Below are 16,683 nucleotides of genomic sequence, written 5' to 3'. Positions count from 1 at the left end.
ACTCAGAAGTGAAACGAAATAGCGCCGATGGTAGTGTGGGGCTTCCCCATGTGAGAGTAGGACATCGCCAGGCTTTAGTTTTATTTTCACTTTTTCGAAAAGTGAAGACAAAAGCGGACGCTTGCTTATTAAAGCGAGTGATACCACTGCGGAGTGGTAGTTCAGTTGGTTAGAATACCGGCCTGTCACGCCGGGGGTCGCGGGTTCGAGTCCCGTCCACTCCGCCACTTATATTAAGCCTCAGTCGAAAGACTGAGGCTTTTTTCGTTCTGGTTCCCCCGACTTACCTGAAACTCACTTTCATATTGAAACCTTGCATCTAGAGTTACACTACCCTCTTCACATGGTTTTAATATCGTCGTGAACGAGCTAGCATGTAACTCTGTGCCTTAGTCTTAGCCTTATTCCGATACCAAGCTCTAACCAAAGCTCCTTTTATTCGATATTAGAAAATCTAGTTATGTGACAGAGTTTAATTGTTTGAAGTGTCGCTTGTTTCTAATTTGAAAACAGGAGGACTTTGAATACAAGTTTAGTCTCACTGAGATCAAGAGGGAGGGGGGCTACATTTCTGTTAAGGCTTTGATCTACCTGAATGCTAGCTCAGTTTTATCTTGGTGAGGTTGCTAACCTGTTTGGGTTCTGAACGCAATTACCCTAAATGCCTCTTTCTCATAAAAATACAAACTCGCTCATTGCTAAGTATTGTGGAAGTTTAGCTTTGATGTTTGCGAGGAGCCTATATTGCCAAGGTAAGAGAAGTGATACAGATGAAAATGGGTAAATTAAAAGGCTCGTCTATGAATACTATCTATCAGCAATAGTTAGTATCTATGAAAATGTAGCGTAGCGATTCTTCGTATATTTGATGGTATATCAAAGAATAAGGAGCCTTCGTCCTTGAAGGGGAGTCTGAAAATTAGTTATGAAAAAAGCAGCTAGGTAGCTGCTTTTTATTTATTAAGTTACGTGTCTTTAAGAGTCCACTGTCTCCGTATGTTCCGGAGTGGTTATTGCTTGGTTGTTCTCTTCCATCTTCTTCTCTTCTGCTTTTGCTTTTTCAATCATTGGAGTGATTGTTGAGCCTTGAATGAGGATAGAGAAAACAACGACGGAGTAGGTCATTACAAGAATAATCTCTTTTACATCGATTAACTTATCTTGAATCACCCAAATACCAGATGGAATGGAAAGTGCCATTGCCAATGCAAGGCCCCCGCGTAAGCCGCCCCACGTCAAAATACGTACTGACCACGGGTTATATTTTCTGTAACGCTTAAAGCCAATGTACGAGAGAAATACGCTTAGATAGCGAGCTGCTAGTACAAGAGGGACTGAAATAGCCATCATAATCCAGTCTTCTTTGTGGAATTCAAAGAGCAGCATCGACATGCCGATCAGTAGGAATAACACGCCATTCAAGAACTCATCAACAAGCTCCCAAAAATGGTCAAGGTGATCTTCACTCTCTTTTGAAAAGCCAATAAAGCGTGTCCAGTTGCCAATCATAATACCGGATACAACCATTGCGAGTGGGCCTGATACATGGATGTATTCAGCAAATGCGTAACCTGCTGTTGGGACACCAATGGTAAGTAACAATTCCATTGAGTGATCATCGGTGGCACTGATCAAGTAGTGGAATAGCAAACCGAGGACGAAACCATATGTGATACCACCGATAGCTTCTTGGATGAAGAGTAAGGTGACACTACCTACAGTTGGTGCCTCAGTGCCAAATGCAATCGTAAATAGAGTGACGAAGATAACCAAACCGAAGCCATCATTGAAGAGCGATTCTCCTTCAATCTGAGTGGAGATACGTTTAGGAGCATCGAGTTTTTTCACAATAGCCAATACAGCGATTGGGTCAGTTGGCGATATTAGAGCACCAAATAGTAAGCAGTAGACCAAATCAAATTGGATGCCAATTAACTGACAAAACCCATACAGCGTAAATCCAATAAAGAACGTAGAAAACAGTGTAGCTCCAAGGGCTAAAACAGTGATCTCCCACTTTTGATCTTTAAGGTTCGGGAGTTTGATGCCTAGTCCACCAGCAAATAGTAAGAAGCCAAGAATGCCTTTGAGCAAGAAATCTTCGAAGTTAATCCTTGTGACCGTCTCCGTCGCAATTTCGGTGAGATGGAACCAGTTGTTTTGACCCGCAATTAAGATTAGAAGTGAAAGCACCATTGAACCTGCGGTAATCGCAATGGTGGTTTGCATCTTCCCTATCTTGCTGTTTACAAAAGCAATTAGCATCGCAGCTGCGGATAGAAAACATAAAGTATGATAGACCGACATAGAGCTCTCTATTTGTAACATTTTATGAATGGAATTCTCGGCTGATGCTGCTTAAATAGCAAACATTTTTTCGTGATTATTTTGTAAGTTAAGAAGGAGATAAAATAATCATTAATTCCACGTTTAGACGTCTAGACTCCTGAAGTTTGTGTGATAGGATGGAAAGATAACTAAAGGAATGAGGCTGTACTGTGGGAAGTAACGTAAGACAACAGATTGAAGCTCAATTGAAGCAACGTATTCTTTTGATTGATGGTGGTATGGGAACCATGATTCAAGGGTACAAACTTGAAGAGCAAGACTATCGAGGAACGCGCTTTGCGGATTGGCATTGTGATCTAAAAGGTAACAACGACCTGTTGGTTCTAAGTCAGCCTCAACTTATCAAGGAAATTCACGCTGCATATTTAGAAGCGGGTGCAGATATTCTTGAGACCAACACTTTTAACGCAACAACCATTGCGATGGCTGACTACGAGATGGAAAGCCTAAGTGAAGAAATTAACTTTGCAGCTGCCAAGCTTGCACGTGAAGTTGCAGACGAATGGACCGCAAAAACACCCGATAAACCACGTTATGTCGCAGGGGTTTTAGGGCCAACAAACCGAACTTGTTCTATTTCTCCTGATGTAAATGACCCCGGATATCGAAATGTTTCTTTCGACGAGTTAGTTGAGGCTTACTCTGAATCGACTCGAGCGCTTATTAAAGGTGGTTCAGACCTTATTCTTATCGAGACCATCTTCGATACGCTTAACGCTAAGGCTTGTTCATTTGCTGTTGAAAGTGTGTTTGAAGAGATGGGTATTGAGTTACCTGTGATGATCTCGGGGACTATTACTGATGCTTCCGGTCGGACATTATCCGGTCAAACCACAGAAGCGTTTTACAACTCATTACGTCATGTTAAACCGATTTCGTTTGGTTTGAACTGTGCACTTGGTCCAGATGAGCTGCGTCCTTATGTTGAAGAGCTCTCTCGTATATCAGAATCTTTTGTTTCCGCTCACCCAAATGCTGGGCTTCCGAATGCATTCGGCGAATACGATTTGTCGCCAGAAGATATGGCTAAGCATGTTAAAGAGTGGGCTCAAAGTGGCTTTTTAAACTTGATTGGTGGGTGTTGTGGTACAACTCCTGAGCACATTCGCCAAATGGCACTCGCGGTTGAAAATATCGCCCCTCGTCAATTACCTGAACTTCCCGTTGCTTGTCGCTTGTCTGGCTTAGAGCCGCTCGCGATTGATAAAGACTCTTTATTTATCAATGTCGGTGAGCGTACGAATGTAACCGGTTCTGCGCGTTTTAAGCGCTTGATTAAAGAAGAGCTGTACGATGAAGCGCTCGATGTGGCTCGTCAACAAGTTGAAAATGGCGCTCAAATTATCGATATCAACATGGATGAAGGCATGTTGGATGCACAAGCTTGTATGGTTCGCTTTTTAAACCTTTGTGCGTCAGAACCTGAAATCTCAAAAGTACCAATCATGGTTGACTCTTCCAAGTGGGAGGTTATTGAAGCCGGTCTTAAGTGCATCCAAGGCAAAGGCATTGTTAACTCGATCTCTCTCAAAGAAGGCAAAGAGAAATTCGTTGAACAAGCTAAGTTGATCCGCCGTTACGGTGCGGCTGTGATTGTGATGGCGTTTGATGAGATTGGGCAAGCAGATACACGTGAGCGCAAAGTAGAAATTTGTACCAACGCTTACCGAATTCTTGTTGATGAAGTGGGCTTTCCACCAGAAGACATCATTTTTGACCCAAACATTTTTGCCATTGCTACGGGGATCGAGGAGCATAATAACTACGCGGTGGATTTCATTGAAGCCGTTGGCGATATCAAACGTGATTTACCACATGCGATGATCTCGGGTGGTGTTTCTAACGTCTCATTCTCTTTCCGTGGCAATAACTATGTACGTGAAGCGATTCACGCGGTGTTCCTCTACCACTGTTTTAAAAATGGTATGGATATGGGGATTGTGAATGCGGGTCAGTTAGAAATCTACGATAACGTGCCTGAAAAATTGCGTGAGGCTGTGGAAGATGTCGTTCTTAACCGTCGTGATGACGCCACTGAGAGATTGTTAGATATCGCGGCGGAATATGCAGGCAAAGGGGTAGGTAAAGAGGAGGATGCCTCTGCACTTGAGTGGAGAACTTGGCCTGTTGAAAAGCGCTTAGAGCACGCGTTAGTGAAAGGAATAACTGAGTTCATCGTTGATGATACCGAAGAGGCTCGTGTCAACGCTTCAAAGCCATTAGAGGTGATTGAAGGCCCACTAATGGATGGGATGAACGTCGTCGGAGACTTGTTTGGTGAAGGTAAAATGTTCCTTCCTCAGGTCGTAAAATCTGCACGAGTGATGAAGCAAGCAGTCGCGCATCTGGAGCCCTACATCAATGCAGAAAAGCAGGTGGGACAAACAAACGGTAAGATTTTGCTAGCGACGGTCAAAGGTGATGTACATGATATCGGGAAAAATATCGTTGGCGTTGTATTGCAGTGCAATAACTACGAAATTATCGATCTTGGTGTCATGGTTCCTTGCGAAAAGATCTTAAAAGTAGCGCAAGAAGAAAACGTCGATATTATTGGTTTATCAGGGTTGATCACGCCTTCATTAGACGAAATGGTGCATGTTGCAAAAGAGATGGAGCGTCTCGACTTTAACTTACCTCTTCTCATCGGTGGCGCAACAACGTCAAAAGCCCATACAGCAGTTAAGATTGAGCAAAATTACAAGCATCCAGTGGTTTACGTGAACAACGCCTCACGTGCAGTGGGCGTATGTACTTCTCTTCTGTCAGATGAACGTCGCCCTGAATTTGTTGAAAAACTTCAAGCTGATTACGAACGAGTACGTGATCAACATAATCGAAAGAAACCGAGAACCAAACCAGTGACATTAGAAGCGGCTCGAGCGAATAAAGTTGCGATCGATTGGGAAGCTTATACTCCTCCAGTGCCTGTTAAGCCTGGCATTCATATCTTCGATGATTTTGATGTGGCTATATTACGTCAATACATCGATTGGACACCATTCTTTATGACTTGGTCACTTGTGGGTAAGTATCCAACAATTTTCCAACATGAAGAAGTTGGTGAAGAAGCAAAACGTTTATTCGAAGATGCCAACGAGTTACTTGATCGAGTTGAGCGAGAAGGCCTGTTAAAAGCGCGTGGAATGTGTGGCTTATTCCCTGCTGCGAGCGTGGGGGACGACATTGAAGTTTATGCTGATGAAACTCGTACCGACGTTGTGAAAGTATTACGTAACTTGCGACAACAGACCGAGAAACCAAAAGGATTCAACTATTGTTTATCCGACTACATCGCACCTAAAGAGTCGGGTAAACATGATTGGATAGGGGCATTTGCTGTCACTGGTGGTATTGGTGAACGAGAGCTTGCTGATGAATACAAAGCACAGGGAGATGATTACAACGCAATTATGATTCAAGCGGTGGCGGATCGCCTAGCCGAAGCGTTTGCTGAGTATTTGCATGAGCGTGTCCGTAAAGAAATTTGGGGTTATGCTGCGGATGAAGATTTATCTAACGATGATCTCATTCGTGAAAAATACCAAGGTATTCGCCCTGCACCAGGTTATCCAGCGTGCCCTGAGCATACTGAAAAAGGACCGCTTTGGGAGCTACTTAATGTGGAAGAGAATATTGGCATGACTCTAACCTCCAGCTATGCAATGTATCCGGGTGCGTCAGTATCTGGTTGGTACTTCTCTCATCCTGACTCACGTTACTTTGCGATCGCACAGATCCAAGAAGATCAGCTAGAGAGTTACGCCGATCGTAAGGGGTGGGATAGGATCGAGGCTGAAAAATGGTTAGGGCCAAACATTAATGGTTAAATTGATGTTTACCTCGTCCAAATATAACAACTAATGAAACAACAAAGGGCTGCAGATACGCAGCCCTTTGTTTTATTGAGTTGAACTTACTTCTCAAACAACTCCGTGTGGAGTTTTTGTATGGCTTGTTTCGATACCGATTCATGGAGCAAGAAGCATAAGTTGTGAGGGCTAGCGCCATAACAAATCATGCGTAGGTTAAAATCTTCTAGCGTGCCAAAAACCTGTTTCGCGTAGCCTTTACTCTCACTCATGTTGTTACCAATGAGAGCAACGAGGCATAGGTCATGTTCAACTTCTACCTTACATAACTCTTCTAACTCTTCTCGTGCAGCTTGCGGCAGCTGTGGTGCTCCGCCAGATGTATCAGTTTGATCAAGTGTTAACGATACACTGATTTCAGATGTCGTGATCAAATCGACAGAGATCTTATGCTTTGCAAGGATCTCAAAGACCTTTGCTAAGAAACCGTATGCGTGGAACATATTGGCGCTGCGTAGCGTTACCATGGTTTGGTTACAACGCAAAGCTAGCGCACGGAATAACGGTGAGCTTTCGACTTGGTGGCGAATCCAAGTTCCCCCTTTTTCAGGCTCTTTCGATGACCCCACAAATACCGGAATGTCGTGGCGCAATGCAGGTACTAGCGTAGAAGGGTGAAGGATTTTAGCGCCAAAGTTAGCCATTTCTGAAGCTTCACTAAAGCTGATCTCAGGAATTGGTGAGGCTTTTGGCGCAATTCGCGGGTCTGTTGTGTAGATGCCCGGAACATCAGTCCAGATTTCTAACCCTGCCGCTTTGACGCTCTCAGCAATTAAGGCGGCGCTGTAATCGCTGCCTCCTCGACCTAGTGTTGTTGTATTACCGGCTTCGTCAGATCCTATGAAGCCTTGAGTAACAACAACGGATTGTTGGCAAAGTGGTACGAGTTTATCTTGCGCAAGCGTCGAAATTGCTTCAATGTTTGGCTCTGCGCGACCAAAGTTGTCATCAGTACGCAGCACATCGCGGATATCAAAGCGCACAGCTTGAATGCCTCGCTCACACATTAACTGAGTTAGAATATGCGTCGACATGAGTTCGCCACATGCGACTAAATGATCGGTTAACTTCGCACTAGCTTGGATAGATGCAGCCTCGGCCAGGCTGGTTACGGTATCTAATATGCCATACACCTCGGCAGCAGTTTTCGTGCTGTCTTCGAGCTGAGTTAAAATGGCGTCATGAATGTTGGCCAGATTTTGCAGCAGCTCAGTACGGTGCGTTTGATCCTGAACACCGTTGGCGAGTTCTACCAATAGGTTGGTGACGCCAGAGCAAGCGCTGCTCACGACCAGGCGAGTATTTGGATTGTTTTCGATAATGGTGGCGCAACGACTCATTGCCTCAAAGTTGGCAACACTGGTTCCACCGAATTTAGCTACGTTAAATGCGCTCACTGCGTTCTCCCACGACTTCCTAAAAAATTGTACATCCAATGTTTAGTGAGAAAAGGAACAGAGCAAAAAGAGAGGTATTTAGAATGCTATTTGAAAAATTTACCCTCAGAAGCCCTTCATCAGACTGCGCTGATGACAGTTGATGGGATTCAGCCCAATTCAACCGACAAGTCAAATCCTGCAACTTTGACTTACCTCGGCACTACTCCCCCTCAATGATTGGTGTTGGAATTGCGGTTCCACAAATCATCTACCTGGGTAGCGCTCCTCTTCTACATAAAGCTCAAACATTGAACGGTTTTGAGGCCTTAATGTCAATCAATATTTCAACCTTTATGGTGTTTTTTATTAACGATTTTGTGACACTGGTTTGACCTCCATACTTACGGCTAATTGCTGATAGAGGAAAAATCTATTAGGGTGAAGAACCCTACACCTGAGCCATGTTATTGAATAGAACTTTTAGAATGCTCAGGATAAAAGATAATCAAGGAGCTGACATGTCGATCCAAAGCTTTATTCCGCCTCACCGTATTTTAATGGGACCTGGTCCTTCTGATATTTATCCTCAAGTGTTACAAGCACTAAGCCGTCCTACGGTAGGTCACCTTGATCCTCTGTTTATCGGTATGATGGATGAGCTCAAGCAGCTATTGAAGTATGCCTTTCAAACTGACAATGAGTTCACTATTGCGGTTTCAGCGCCTGGTAGCGCAGGGATGGAAACCTGCTTTGTAAACTTGATCGAGAAAGGCGACAAAGTGATCGTCTGCCGTAACGGTGTATTTGGTGAACGCATGCGCGAAAATGTCGTCCGTGCTGGTGGCGAAGTTGTTATCGTCGATGATGAATGGGGGACGCCTGTTTCTATTGATAAAGTCGAGCAAGCACTCGAACAGCACCCAGATACAAAAATTCTTGCTTTTGTGCATGCGGAAACCTCAACTGGTGCAGTCAGTGATGCTCAAGCATTGGGTAAGCTGGCGAAACAGCATAATGCATTATCTATTGTTGATGCGGTGACATCGCTTGGTGGTGTGCCGTTAAAAGTGGATGAATGGCAACTGGATGCGGTTTACTCTGGCAGTCAAAAATGTTTGTCATGTGTACCAGGGCTCTCACCAGTGACGTTTTCTACTGCCGCGATTGAAAAGATTCAAGCAAGAACAACACCAGTACAGAGTTGGTTCCTCGATCAGAGTTTAGTTTTGGGGTATTGGAGTGGAGAAGGCAAGCGTAGTTACCATCATACGGCGCCAGTTAATAGCTTGTATGCGCTTCATGAAGCTTTATTGATACTGAAAAATGAAGAATTAGAAAACGCTTGGGCTCGTCACCAACTGATGCATGAAAAACTCAAAAATGGCTTACAAAAGTTAGGCTTTGAATTTGTTGTGGACGAAGCCCATCGGTTGCCACAATTAAATGCGATTTACGTGCCTGAAGGAATTGATGAAGCAAAAGTTCGTGCTCACTTGCTAGAAACCTATAACCTAGAAATTGGTGCAGGCCTTGGGGCATTAGCTGGTAAAGCGTGGCGTATTGGCTTAATGGGTTACGGCGCTCGATCTGAAAACGTTGCGCTGTGCTTAAAAGCGTTAGAAGAGTCACTCACTGAATAAAATCATACAGTAATGAGATAAAGAAAAGCGAAGGTCATCCCTTCGCTTTTTGGTATTTATTACTCAGCTCCTGAAGTGGGGACTGGTGAGGCAGAGATTGCTTGAGAAGGTGGTTGGTAATTGACGTCACTGAAATCAATCTTCGGGAACAAAAACTGCGCTTCAGCTCTAATTTGCTCCGCTTTACTTGAGTCATCTAAGCCTTGGTAGGCCAAAATCAAATTATTATAAAATGCAGGACGAGGCTTATCTTTGATGATTTTTAGCGACCAATCGATATAAGGCTGAATCAAGGTTGCGTCTTGTTGGTACAGCCCAAGGTTTAAAAACGTGCTATAGACATCCCAATCAAACCTGTCTTTCCAAACCACAGGGTTACTGACTTGATTCAGAATATCAGGGTTAGTTGGTCTAGTGGTCTCAAACTTCGTCAATACATAGTTCGTATGTAATGCGCTTACCATGTAAAACGTAAACGCAACGGGAAGTACCAAACTAAAAACACGCAGCAAGCTTTTGGTCACATTACTAAAGCCGACTTGTCGATAACGAGAGACGCGCTGATCGACCCAGTACAGTAGGATAACGAAGATCAACCAATGCACGAGAGAGTGGTAGAAAGGGTATTCCAGTTGTGAGTGCAATACGATAGGTATAAACAAGGCCAGCAACGCAAGACGAGTTCCGCGTTTGGCTTGATAGATTCGATACAGTACCAGTGCCATCGCTAAGAAGATGCCGAGTATTGGCAGTAAGCCACCTTCTACTCCCCAGTAAAGTAGCTCGTTATGCGGATGATCCATGGCTGGCAAACCAGCTGGGTAATTCTCATTTAGGGCATGTTGACGAGCCGTATACAGCATGTACTCAGATTCAAACTTGCCATATCCATAACCAGTAAAAGGCTTTTCAATCACCATGTCTAATGTTTGCGGAAAAGTATACGCTCGAGGAGACTCCATATTTACTTTTTCTGCGGCTAACCCACCTCCATCAGGAAAGGCAAGATGCATGACAACGACTGAGAGTAAGAGCCCACTTACAAGTGACACAACCCAGCGGATAAAGCGCCCTTTGGTTGCAAAGCGGTACATGTATGGAATGACCAACAACACGGCGATGACCGAGGCTAACCAACCAGTGCGTGAAGCCAACGCCACAATTAGTGGTAAAGTTAAAACTGGTACGGCATAGAGAAGGTAAACATCGCTTAACTTACGATCGTATTTGTAGGGCTGACGTGCAAGTAAATAGCTGGCAATCACCAACCCTGTCGCAAGAAAGCTGGCCATTACATTGGGCTGTTGGAAAATACCATAAGGACGATTGGCCACCGTGTCGTAACCAAACGGATTGCCTGGTTTGAGATACAGATATTGTGTCAAACCAAAAATGGCTTCGATAACAACCGCAAGGACAATGAACCATAATAGGCGTTGGCGATGTTTATTACTGAAATGAAATTGTTGTAAGACAATAAAGAACAGGACACCACACCACAGGCCAATGAGCTTATTGGCAGCCAAACTGCTATTCGCATTTGGGTACAGAATGGGCACCGTCATGATAAGAGCACTAATGAACAAGCCGATGGTTAGTTTTGAGTAACGTAGTACTCGATTATTCGCAAGTTGGTAACACCCAATGCCTAATGCAAAGCTAAAAGCAATCCAAGTTGTCGCATTGAACGAAAGCGAAAGCCCCGAACCGCCGGGGTTGGGCATGAAAAAGTGCATTGCCAACACAAATAGTGTTGCCAAGGCAATGAGAAACTTGCGATTGAGGGGAACCTGTACTTTTTCGGGAGAAAGCTTTGTTCCACTTACATGTATAGTAGCCATAGTTATTGCGTTGTTTTGAATGAAAAAAGACCAGCACTTGCTGGTCTCGATACTTTACCTGTTTTTTCTACTTCAACATAGGCTTGAGGAAGTGAGCTGTGTGCGAACCCTCGATTTGCGACACATCTTCCGGAGTGCCTTGAGCGATTATCTCGCCGCCACCCTGACCCCCTTCAGGACCAAGATCGATAATCCAGTCCGCAGTCTTAATGACGTCCAGGTTATGCTCGATCACCACGACAGTATTTCCGTGGTCGCGAAGTCTGTGCAGTACAGTGAGCAACTGCTGGATATCATGGAAGTGAAGGCCGGTTGTTGGTTCATCCAAAATGTACAAGGTTTTTCCTGTATCACGTTTGGATAGCTCTCGCGCCAGTTTCACACGCTGTGCTTCACCACCGGAGAGTGTTGTTGCCGCTTGACCCAATCGTATGTACGACAAACCGACATCCATCAGTGTTTGTAGTTTGCGAGCGATGGCAGGAACTGGATCGAAGAAGGTGCGTGCATCTTCGACCGTCATTTCTAGCACTTCATCAATAGTTTTACCTTTGTAACGTACTTCGAGCGTTTCACGGTTGTAGCGTTTACCTTTACACACATCACATGGCACATAAACATCTGGTAGGAAATGCATTTCTACTTTGATAACACCGTCACCCTGACAGGCCTCACAACGACCACCGCGTACGTTAAAACTAAAACGGCCCGGTTTGTAACCGCGAGAACGCGACTCCTGTGTGCCTGCAAACAGTTCACGGATTGGTGTAAAGATCCCCGTATAGGTTGCAGGGTTAGAGCGAGGTGTACGGCCAATTGGGCTTTGATCGATATCGATGACTTTATCGAAGTGCTCTAGACCTTTAATCGATTTATAAGGTGAAGGCTGAGCCGTTGTCGCTCCGTTAAGTTGGGTATGCGCAATTTTAAAGAAAGTATCATTAATCAGCGTTGATTTACCTGAGCCAGATACTCCTGTAATACAGCTGAATAACCCAACAGGAATTGAAAGATTAACGTTTTTAAGGTTATTACCTGTAGCGCCTAATAGCTCAACCGTTTTTTTCGGATCTCGCGGCGTGCGATCTTTCGGTACTGCGATTTCTTTAACACCACTTAAGTACTGACCTGTCAGAGAATTCGGATTCGCGACTATCTCTTCCATGGTGCCTTCCGCAACAACATTACCACCATGTACGCCAGCACCAGGACCAATATCTATGACATGATCTGCACAGCGAATCGCATCTTCATCGTGTTCTACCACAAGTACGGTATTACCTAAATCGCGCAAATGAGTCAGTGTTTTTAGGAGTCGTTCGTTATCACGCTGGTGGAGGCCAATCGACGGTTCATCTAAGACGTACATGACACCAACAAGACCTGCACCAATTTGGCTTGCTAAACGAATACGTTGAGCTTCACCGCCTGATAAGGTTTCTGCACTGCGTGATAAGTTTAGGTAGTTCAAACCGACGTTAACTAAGAATTGCAGGCGGTCGTTGATTTCCTTCATCACTTTTTCAGCGATTTGGGCGCGTTGACCTTCCAGTTTCAAGGAATGGAAGAATTCCAATGCATCAGCAATGCTGAGTTCAACAATCTCAGGTAGTGTCGTATCAGCAATAAACACGTTACGTGCTTCAAGGCGTAGACGAGTACCGCCACAGCTTGAACAAGATTTAGTGGAGATGTATTTTGCAAGCTCTTCACGGACAGAGTTGGATTCTGTATCACGATAGCGACGTTCTAGGGTATTCAGAATACCTTCGAATGGATGGCGTTTAACGCGAATATCGCCACGATCGTTGATGTATTTAAACTCAATCTCAGTACGACCTGAGCCCTTTAGAATGACATCTTGCGTTTTCTTTGGCAGAGAATTAAAAGGGGCATGGAGGTCAAAACCATAATGATCGGCCAATGAGGTGAGCATTTGGAAGTAGTAGTAGTTCTTTTGATCCCAACCGCGAATCGCACCTTGTGCCAAGCTTAATGAATCATCTTGAATGACTCGGCTTGGATCGAAGTATTGCTGCACACCCAAACCATCACAAGTGCCACATGCACCAGCAGGGTTGTTGAATGAGAAAAGTCGCGGCTCTAACTCTTGCATGCTGTAACCACATTGTGGACAAGCGAAGTTGGCGGAGAAAATAATCTCTTCACCGTCGCCATCCATTGGCGCGACAACTGCAATTCCGCCTGATAATTCGAGTGTTGTCTCGAAAGATTCGGCCAAGCGCTGTTGTAAGTCTGGACGAACTTTAAAGCGGTCTACCACAACTTCAATGGTGTGCTTTTTATGTAGTTCAAGGGTTGGAGGATCGGAAAGATCGCAAGTTTCTCCATCAATACGCGCACGAATAAAGCCTTGAGCCGCTAAGTTCTCAAGCGTTTTAACATGCTCACCTTTACGTTCTTTGACAATAGGCGCCAATAGCATCATTTTGCTGCCTTCCGGCATCTCTAGGACTTTGTCCACCATTTGGCTGATGGTTTGCGCAGCAAGAGGGGCATGGTGCGTTGGACAGCGGGGTTCGCCCACACGAGCATACAATAGACGTAAGTAGTCGTAGACTTCGGTAATTGTACCGACGGTTGAACGCGGGTTATGAGAAGTAGATTTCTGTTCAATAGAAATCGCAGGTGATAACCCTTCAATGTGGTCGACATCGGGTTTTTCCATCAGAGACAAAAACTGACGAGCGTAGGCAGAGAGAGACTCTACGTAGCGTCGTTGGCCTTCTGCATACAATGTATCGAAAGCGAGAGAGGATTTACCGGAGCCACTTAGTCCAGTAATGACAATCAGTTTATCGCGAGGGATTGTAAGATTAATGTCTTTAAGGTTATGGGTTCGGGCACCGCGAACTTCTATTTTATCCATCGTTTTTGCTCTATGTATAACCAAGTGGGGCAAGTATTACATAGTGTGAGAAATGTGCAAAGAAAATTACTGGATAAAAAAACAGTAAAGTAAAAAGCCCAGCGTTGTGCTGGGCTTTCGATACAGTAATTTCGTACTAAGACGATGCTTTATACTGCTTTTTGTGTTGCGTGCTTACCTAGCTCAGAGGTTTTTTCATCTTTTAGATACAGGTTTTCAAAACAATAGTTAGTTGCTTCGATGTAACCTTCAACGCTACCACAGTCAAAGCGTTTGCCCTTGAATTTGTAAGCCAATACACAGCCCGCTTTTGCTTGCTTCAGCAGCGCGTCAGTGATTTGAATTTCACCACCTTTACCTGGTTCGGTGTTTTCGATCAGTTCAAAAATATCGGGAGTCAGGATGTAGCGACCAATGATCGCAAGGTTGCTAGGTGCCGTGCCTTTCTCTGGTTTTTCTACCATGTCGTCTACGCGGTAGATGTCGTCTTTGATCATTTCACCAGAGATAACGCCGTATTTGTGCGTTTCTTCGGCTGGTACTTCTTGCACTGCAACGATAGAACAGCGGAACTGCTTAAATAGTGCCACCATCTGAGCCAGTACGCCCTCTTGCTCGTTCACACAAAGGTCATCAGCAAGAACAACAGCAAATGGCTCATCGCCTACCAATTCTCGTCCAGTTAGAATCGCGTGGCCCAAGCCTTTCATTTCGCGTTGACGTATATAAGTGAAGTTTGCAGATTCAATGATTTCACGGATATCTACCAACAGCTCTTCTTTGTTGGTACCGCTAATCTGATGTTCCAGTTCGTAGTTCTTATCAAAGTGGTCCATGATCGAGTGCTTGCCACGACCTGTCACAATACACATGCCGTTCATACCAGCTTGGATTGCTTCTTCGACACCGTATTCAATAAGCGGTTTGTTCACGACTGGCATCATCTCCTTTGGCATAGATTTCGTTGCCGGTAGGAAGCGTGTGCCATAGCCTGCAGCAGGGAACAGACATTTTTTTATCATTGGGGGAATATCCTATCTCGTTTTTATCAAGAATCTGCGCATAACTTTAACACGAGAGGTATCAATGAATCATGAATAAAGTAGGAAAAAATGTGAGACTCGGTGCGGAAAAAAGATGAGCGACTCGTCATTTCAGTTATCAGAGCCGCTCACATTGCATCATGACATTAAGTTTTGGTCTGCCCAGGCGATTGCCTGTACTCGGTTCTTTACGGATAGCTTTTTGAATATCTGATACAAGTGCGATTTGATGGTGAATTCACTGACGAATAACTCCTCGGCCATCTGACTGTTCGAGGCGCCAGCTTGTAGGCAACGCAGTACTTGTAGCTCACGAATGGTTAGGTCTACCGTAGCTGGTGCAGTATGAGTATTAATGACATTGCGGTAATAGTGTAAAAGTTGACTGGTTACATTACGCGGCAGCCAGTTTTGACCGTTAACAATGCCTTTTAACCCTTCTCCAATTTGCTCTAGCGTATCTTCAGAATAAAACACACCTTTTAATTGACCAAATGAAAGAAGTTCATCTGTGGTTAGTCTTTTAGGCACGTTGAAGACAACGGTTTCAAAGTTTTTCCATACAAGAGGCAAGTTTTTGATCGATTGAACAAGTGATTTATGTTCACTGAAGTCGATCAGTAGAATTTTATTACGGTGTTGTGGCTTGGCTTCCATGAGTGCTGCGGTTGAAATCACCGGGATGCTCATATCAACGTACTTTTCGAGTGCCGCCACTTTTTTTTGCGCATTATCTTCCATACTGATCAGAAATAGCTTTCTTGCGTAAGCCGACTTTCTCACGTGTTCCAATCTCCCTGGGTTCAATAGAAGCCATAAACTGGCATTAAAGAGAGGCCATAACCATCGCTTTACTGAATAAATGCGTTCGAATTCAAAGCTTCACGAAACGATGTCTGCAACGCGAATCAAAAATGCTACACACGTAAGTTGAAATACGATTTGGGTTCTAGAGGATGACTCAATAGATCACAATGGTATTAGACTTTAATCAAAACATTAAAGCGTGCTATTCTAATGCGCTAAAATTTTATATATCCAGAGTGAAACGGAGCACATCATGGCCAGCCGTGGAATTAACAAAGTTATTTTGGTGGGGAATCTAGGTAACGACCCTGAAATTCGTTACATGCCGAATGGCGGTGCAGTAGCAAACATTACTATTGCGACTTCTGATTCATGGCGTGATAAAGCGACTGGCGAACAGCGCGAAAAAACGGAATGGCACCGTGTTGTGTTGTTCGGCAAACTTGCGGAAGTAGCAGGTGAGTATTTGCGTAAAGGCTCTCAAGTTTACATTGAAGGGCAACTGCAAACTCGCAAATGGCAAGATCAAAGTGGTCAAGATCGCTACTCAACTGAAGTCGTTGTTCAAGGCTTCAATGGTGTGATGCAAATGCTTGGCGGTCGTGCTCAAGGTGGCGGCGCACCTATGGGCGGTCAACAGCAGCAGCAAGGTGGATGGGGTCAGCCTCAACAGCCAGCTCAGCAGCAGTACAATGCGCCTCAGCAACAGCAACCACAACAACAGGCTCCGCAGCAATCACAGCAGCAGTACAATGAGCCACCAATGGATTTTGACGACGATATCCCGTTCTAAATTCTGCTTATGCTTGAATCGAAAAGGCCGCGAATATCGCGGCCTTTTTTATTGTCGCAATCTAATGAT

Annotated in this window: 9 protein-coding genes, 1 tRNA gene and 1 riboswitch; of the genes, 4 read left to right on the top strand and 6 right to left on the bottom strand. The window is 44.5% G+C overall.

What is annotated here, in order from left to right:
• Positions 1-150: 150 nt before the first annotated feature.
• A tRNA-Asp gene (locus tag R7Z41_RS16425) sits at positions 151-227 on the top strand.
• A gap of 748 nt (positions 228-975) precedes the next feature.
• Here R7Z41_RS16425 and R7Z41_RS16420 read toward each other — a convergent pair.
• Positions 976-2,307 (bottom strand): cation:proton antiporter, encoded by a 1,332-nt coding sequence (locus tag R7Z41_RS16420; protein WP_044129501.1) that lies wholly within the window; start codon positions 2,305-2,307, stop codon positions 976-978.
• A gap of 191 nt (positions 2,308-2,498) precedes the next feature.
• Between R7Z41_RS16420 and metH the strand changes: the two genes are divergently transcribed.
• Positions 2,499-6,179: a methionine synthase gene (metH, locus tag R7Z41_RS16415; protein WP_154204997.1), complete on the top strand. Its 3,681-nt coding sequence runs from the start codon at positions 2,499-2,501 to the stop codon at positions 6,177-6,179.
• Positions 6,180-6,265: 86 nt separating this feature from the next.
• On the opposite strand, the gene lysC is transcribed toward metH, so the two are convergent.
• Entirely contained in the window at positions 6,266-7,618 is a 1,353-nt protein-coding gene (lysC, locus tag R7Z41_RS16410; protein WP_017821324.1) for a lysine-sensitive aspartokinase 3, read from the bottom strand.
• Positions 7,619-7,719: 101 nt separating this feature from the next.
• Positions 7,720-7,898: riboswitch (Lysine riboswitch) on the bottom strand.
• Positions 7,899-8,118: 220 nt separating this feature from the next.
• Between lysC and R7Z41_RS16405 the strand changes: the two genes are divergently transcribed.
• Positions 8,119-9,240: a pyridoxal-phosphate-dependent aminotransferase family protein gene (locus tag R7Z41_RS16405; RefSeq protein ID WP_206970979.1), complete on the top strand. Its 1,122-nt coding sequence runs from the start codon at positions 8,119-8,121 to the stop codon at positions 9,238-9,240.
• A gap of 59 nt (positions 9,241-9,299) precedes the next feature.
• Here R7Z41_RS16405 and R7Z41_RS16400 read toward each other — a convergent pair whose 3' ends face one another.
• From R7Z41_RS16400 to R7Z41_RS16385, 4 genes are all read right to left on the bottom strand, one after another.
• A complete protein-coding gene (locus R7Z41_RS16400) occupies positions 9,300-11,081 on the bottom strand; it encodes a PglL family O-oligosaccharyltransferase (RefSeq protein ID WP_021707781.1) in 1,782 nt (593 codons plus the stop codon).
• A 67-nt stretch (positions 11,082-11,148) separates the two neighbouring features.
• Positions 11,149-13,971, bottom strand: a complete 2,823-nt coding sequence (gene uvrA / locus R7Z41_RS16395; RefSeq protein ID WP_005381241.1) for an excinuclease ABC subunit UvrA — start codon at positions 13,969-13,971, stop codon at positions 11,149-11,151.
• 149 nt (positions 13,972-14,120) lie between these two features.
• Complete coding sequence (gene galU, locus R7Z41_RS16390) at positions 14,121-14,993, bottom strand: UTP--glucose-1-phosphate uridylyltransferase GalU (protein WP_005381239.1); 873 nt, start codon at positions 14,991-14,993, stop codon at positions 14,121-14,123.
• Between the two features lie 159 nt (positions 14,994-15,152).
• Positions 15,153-15,797: a LuxR C-terminal-related transcriptional regulator gene (locus R7Z41_RS16385; RefSeq protein ID WP_005381237.1), complete on the bottom strand. Its 645-nt coding sequence runs from the start codon at positions 15,795-15,797 to the stop codon at positions 15,153-15,155.
• Between the two features lie 277 nt (positions 15,798-16,074).
• Here R7Z41_RS16385 and R7Z41_RS16380 point away from each other — a divergent pair, with 277 nt between their 5' ends.
• On the top strand, positions 16,075-16,614 hold the full coding sequence (locus tag R7Z41_RS16380; protein WP_005381235.1) for a single-stranded DNA-binding protein: 540 nt from the start codon (positions 16,075-16,077) through the stop codon (positions 16,612-16,614).
• Positions 16,615-16,683 lie beyond the last annotated feature (69 nt).

It is taken from the genome of Vibrio sp. 1457, assembly GCF_033340195.1.
In the GTDB taxonomy this organism is placed as follows: Bacteria; Pseudomonadota; Gammaproteobacteria; order Enterobacterales; family Vibrionaceae; genus Vibrio; species Vibrio alginolyticus.
This window is presented reverse-complemented; position numbering and strand designations above follow the sequence as displayed.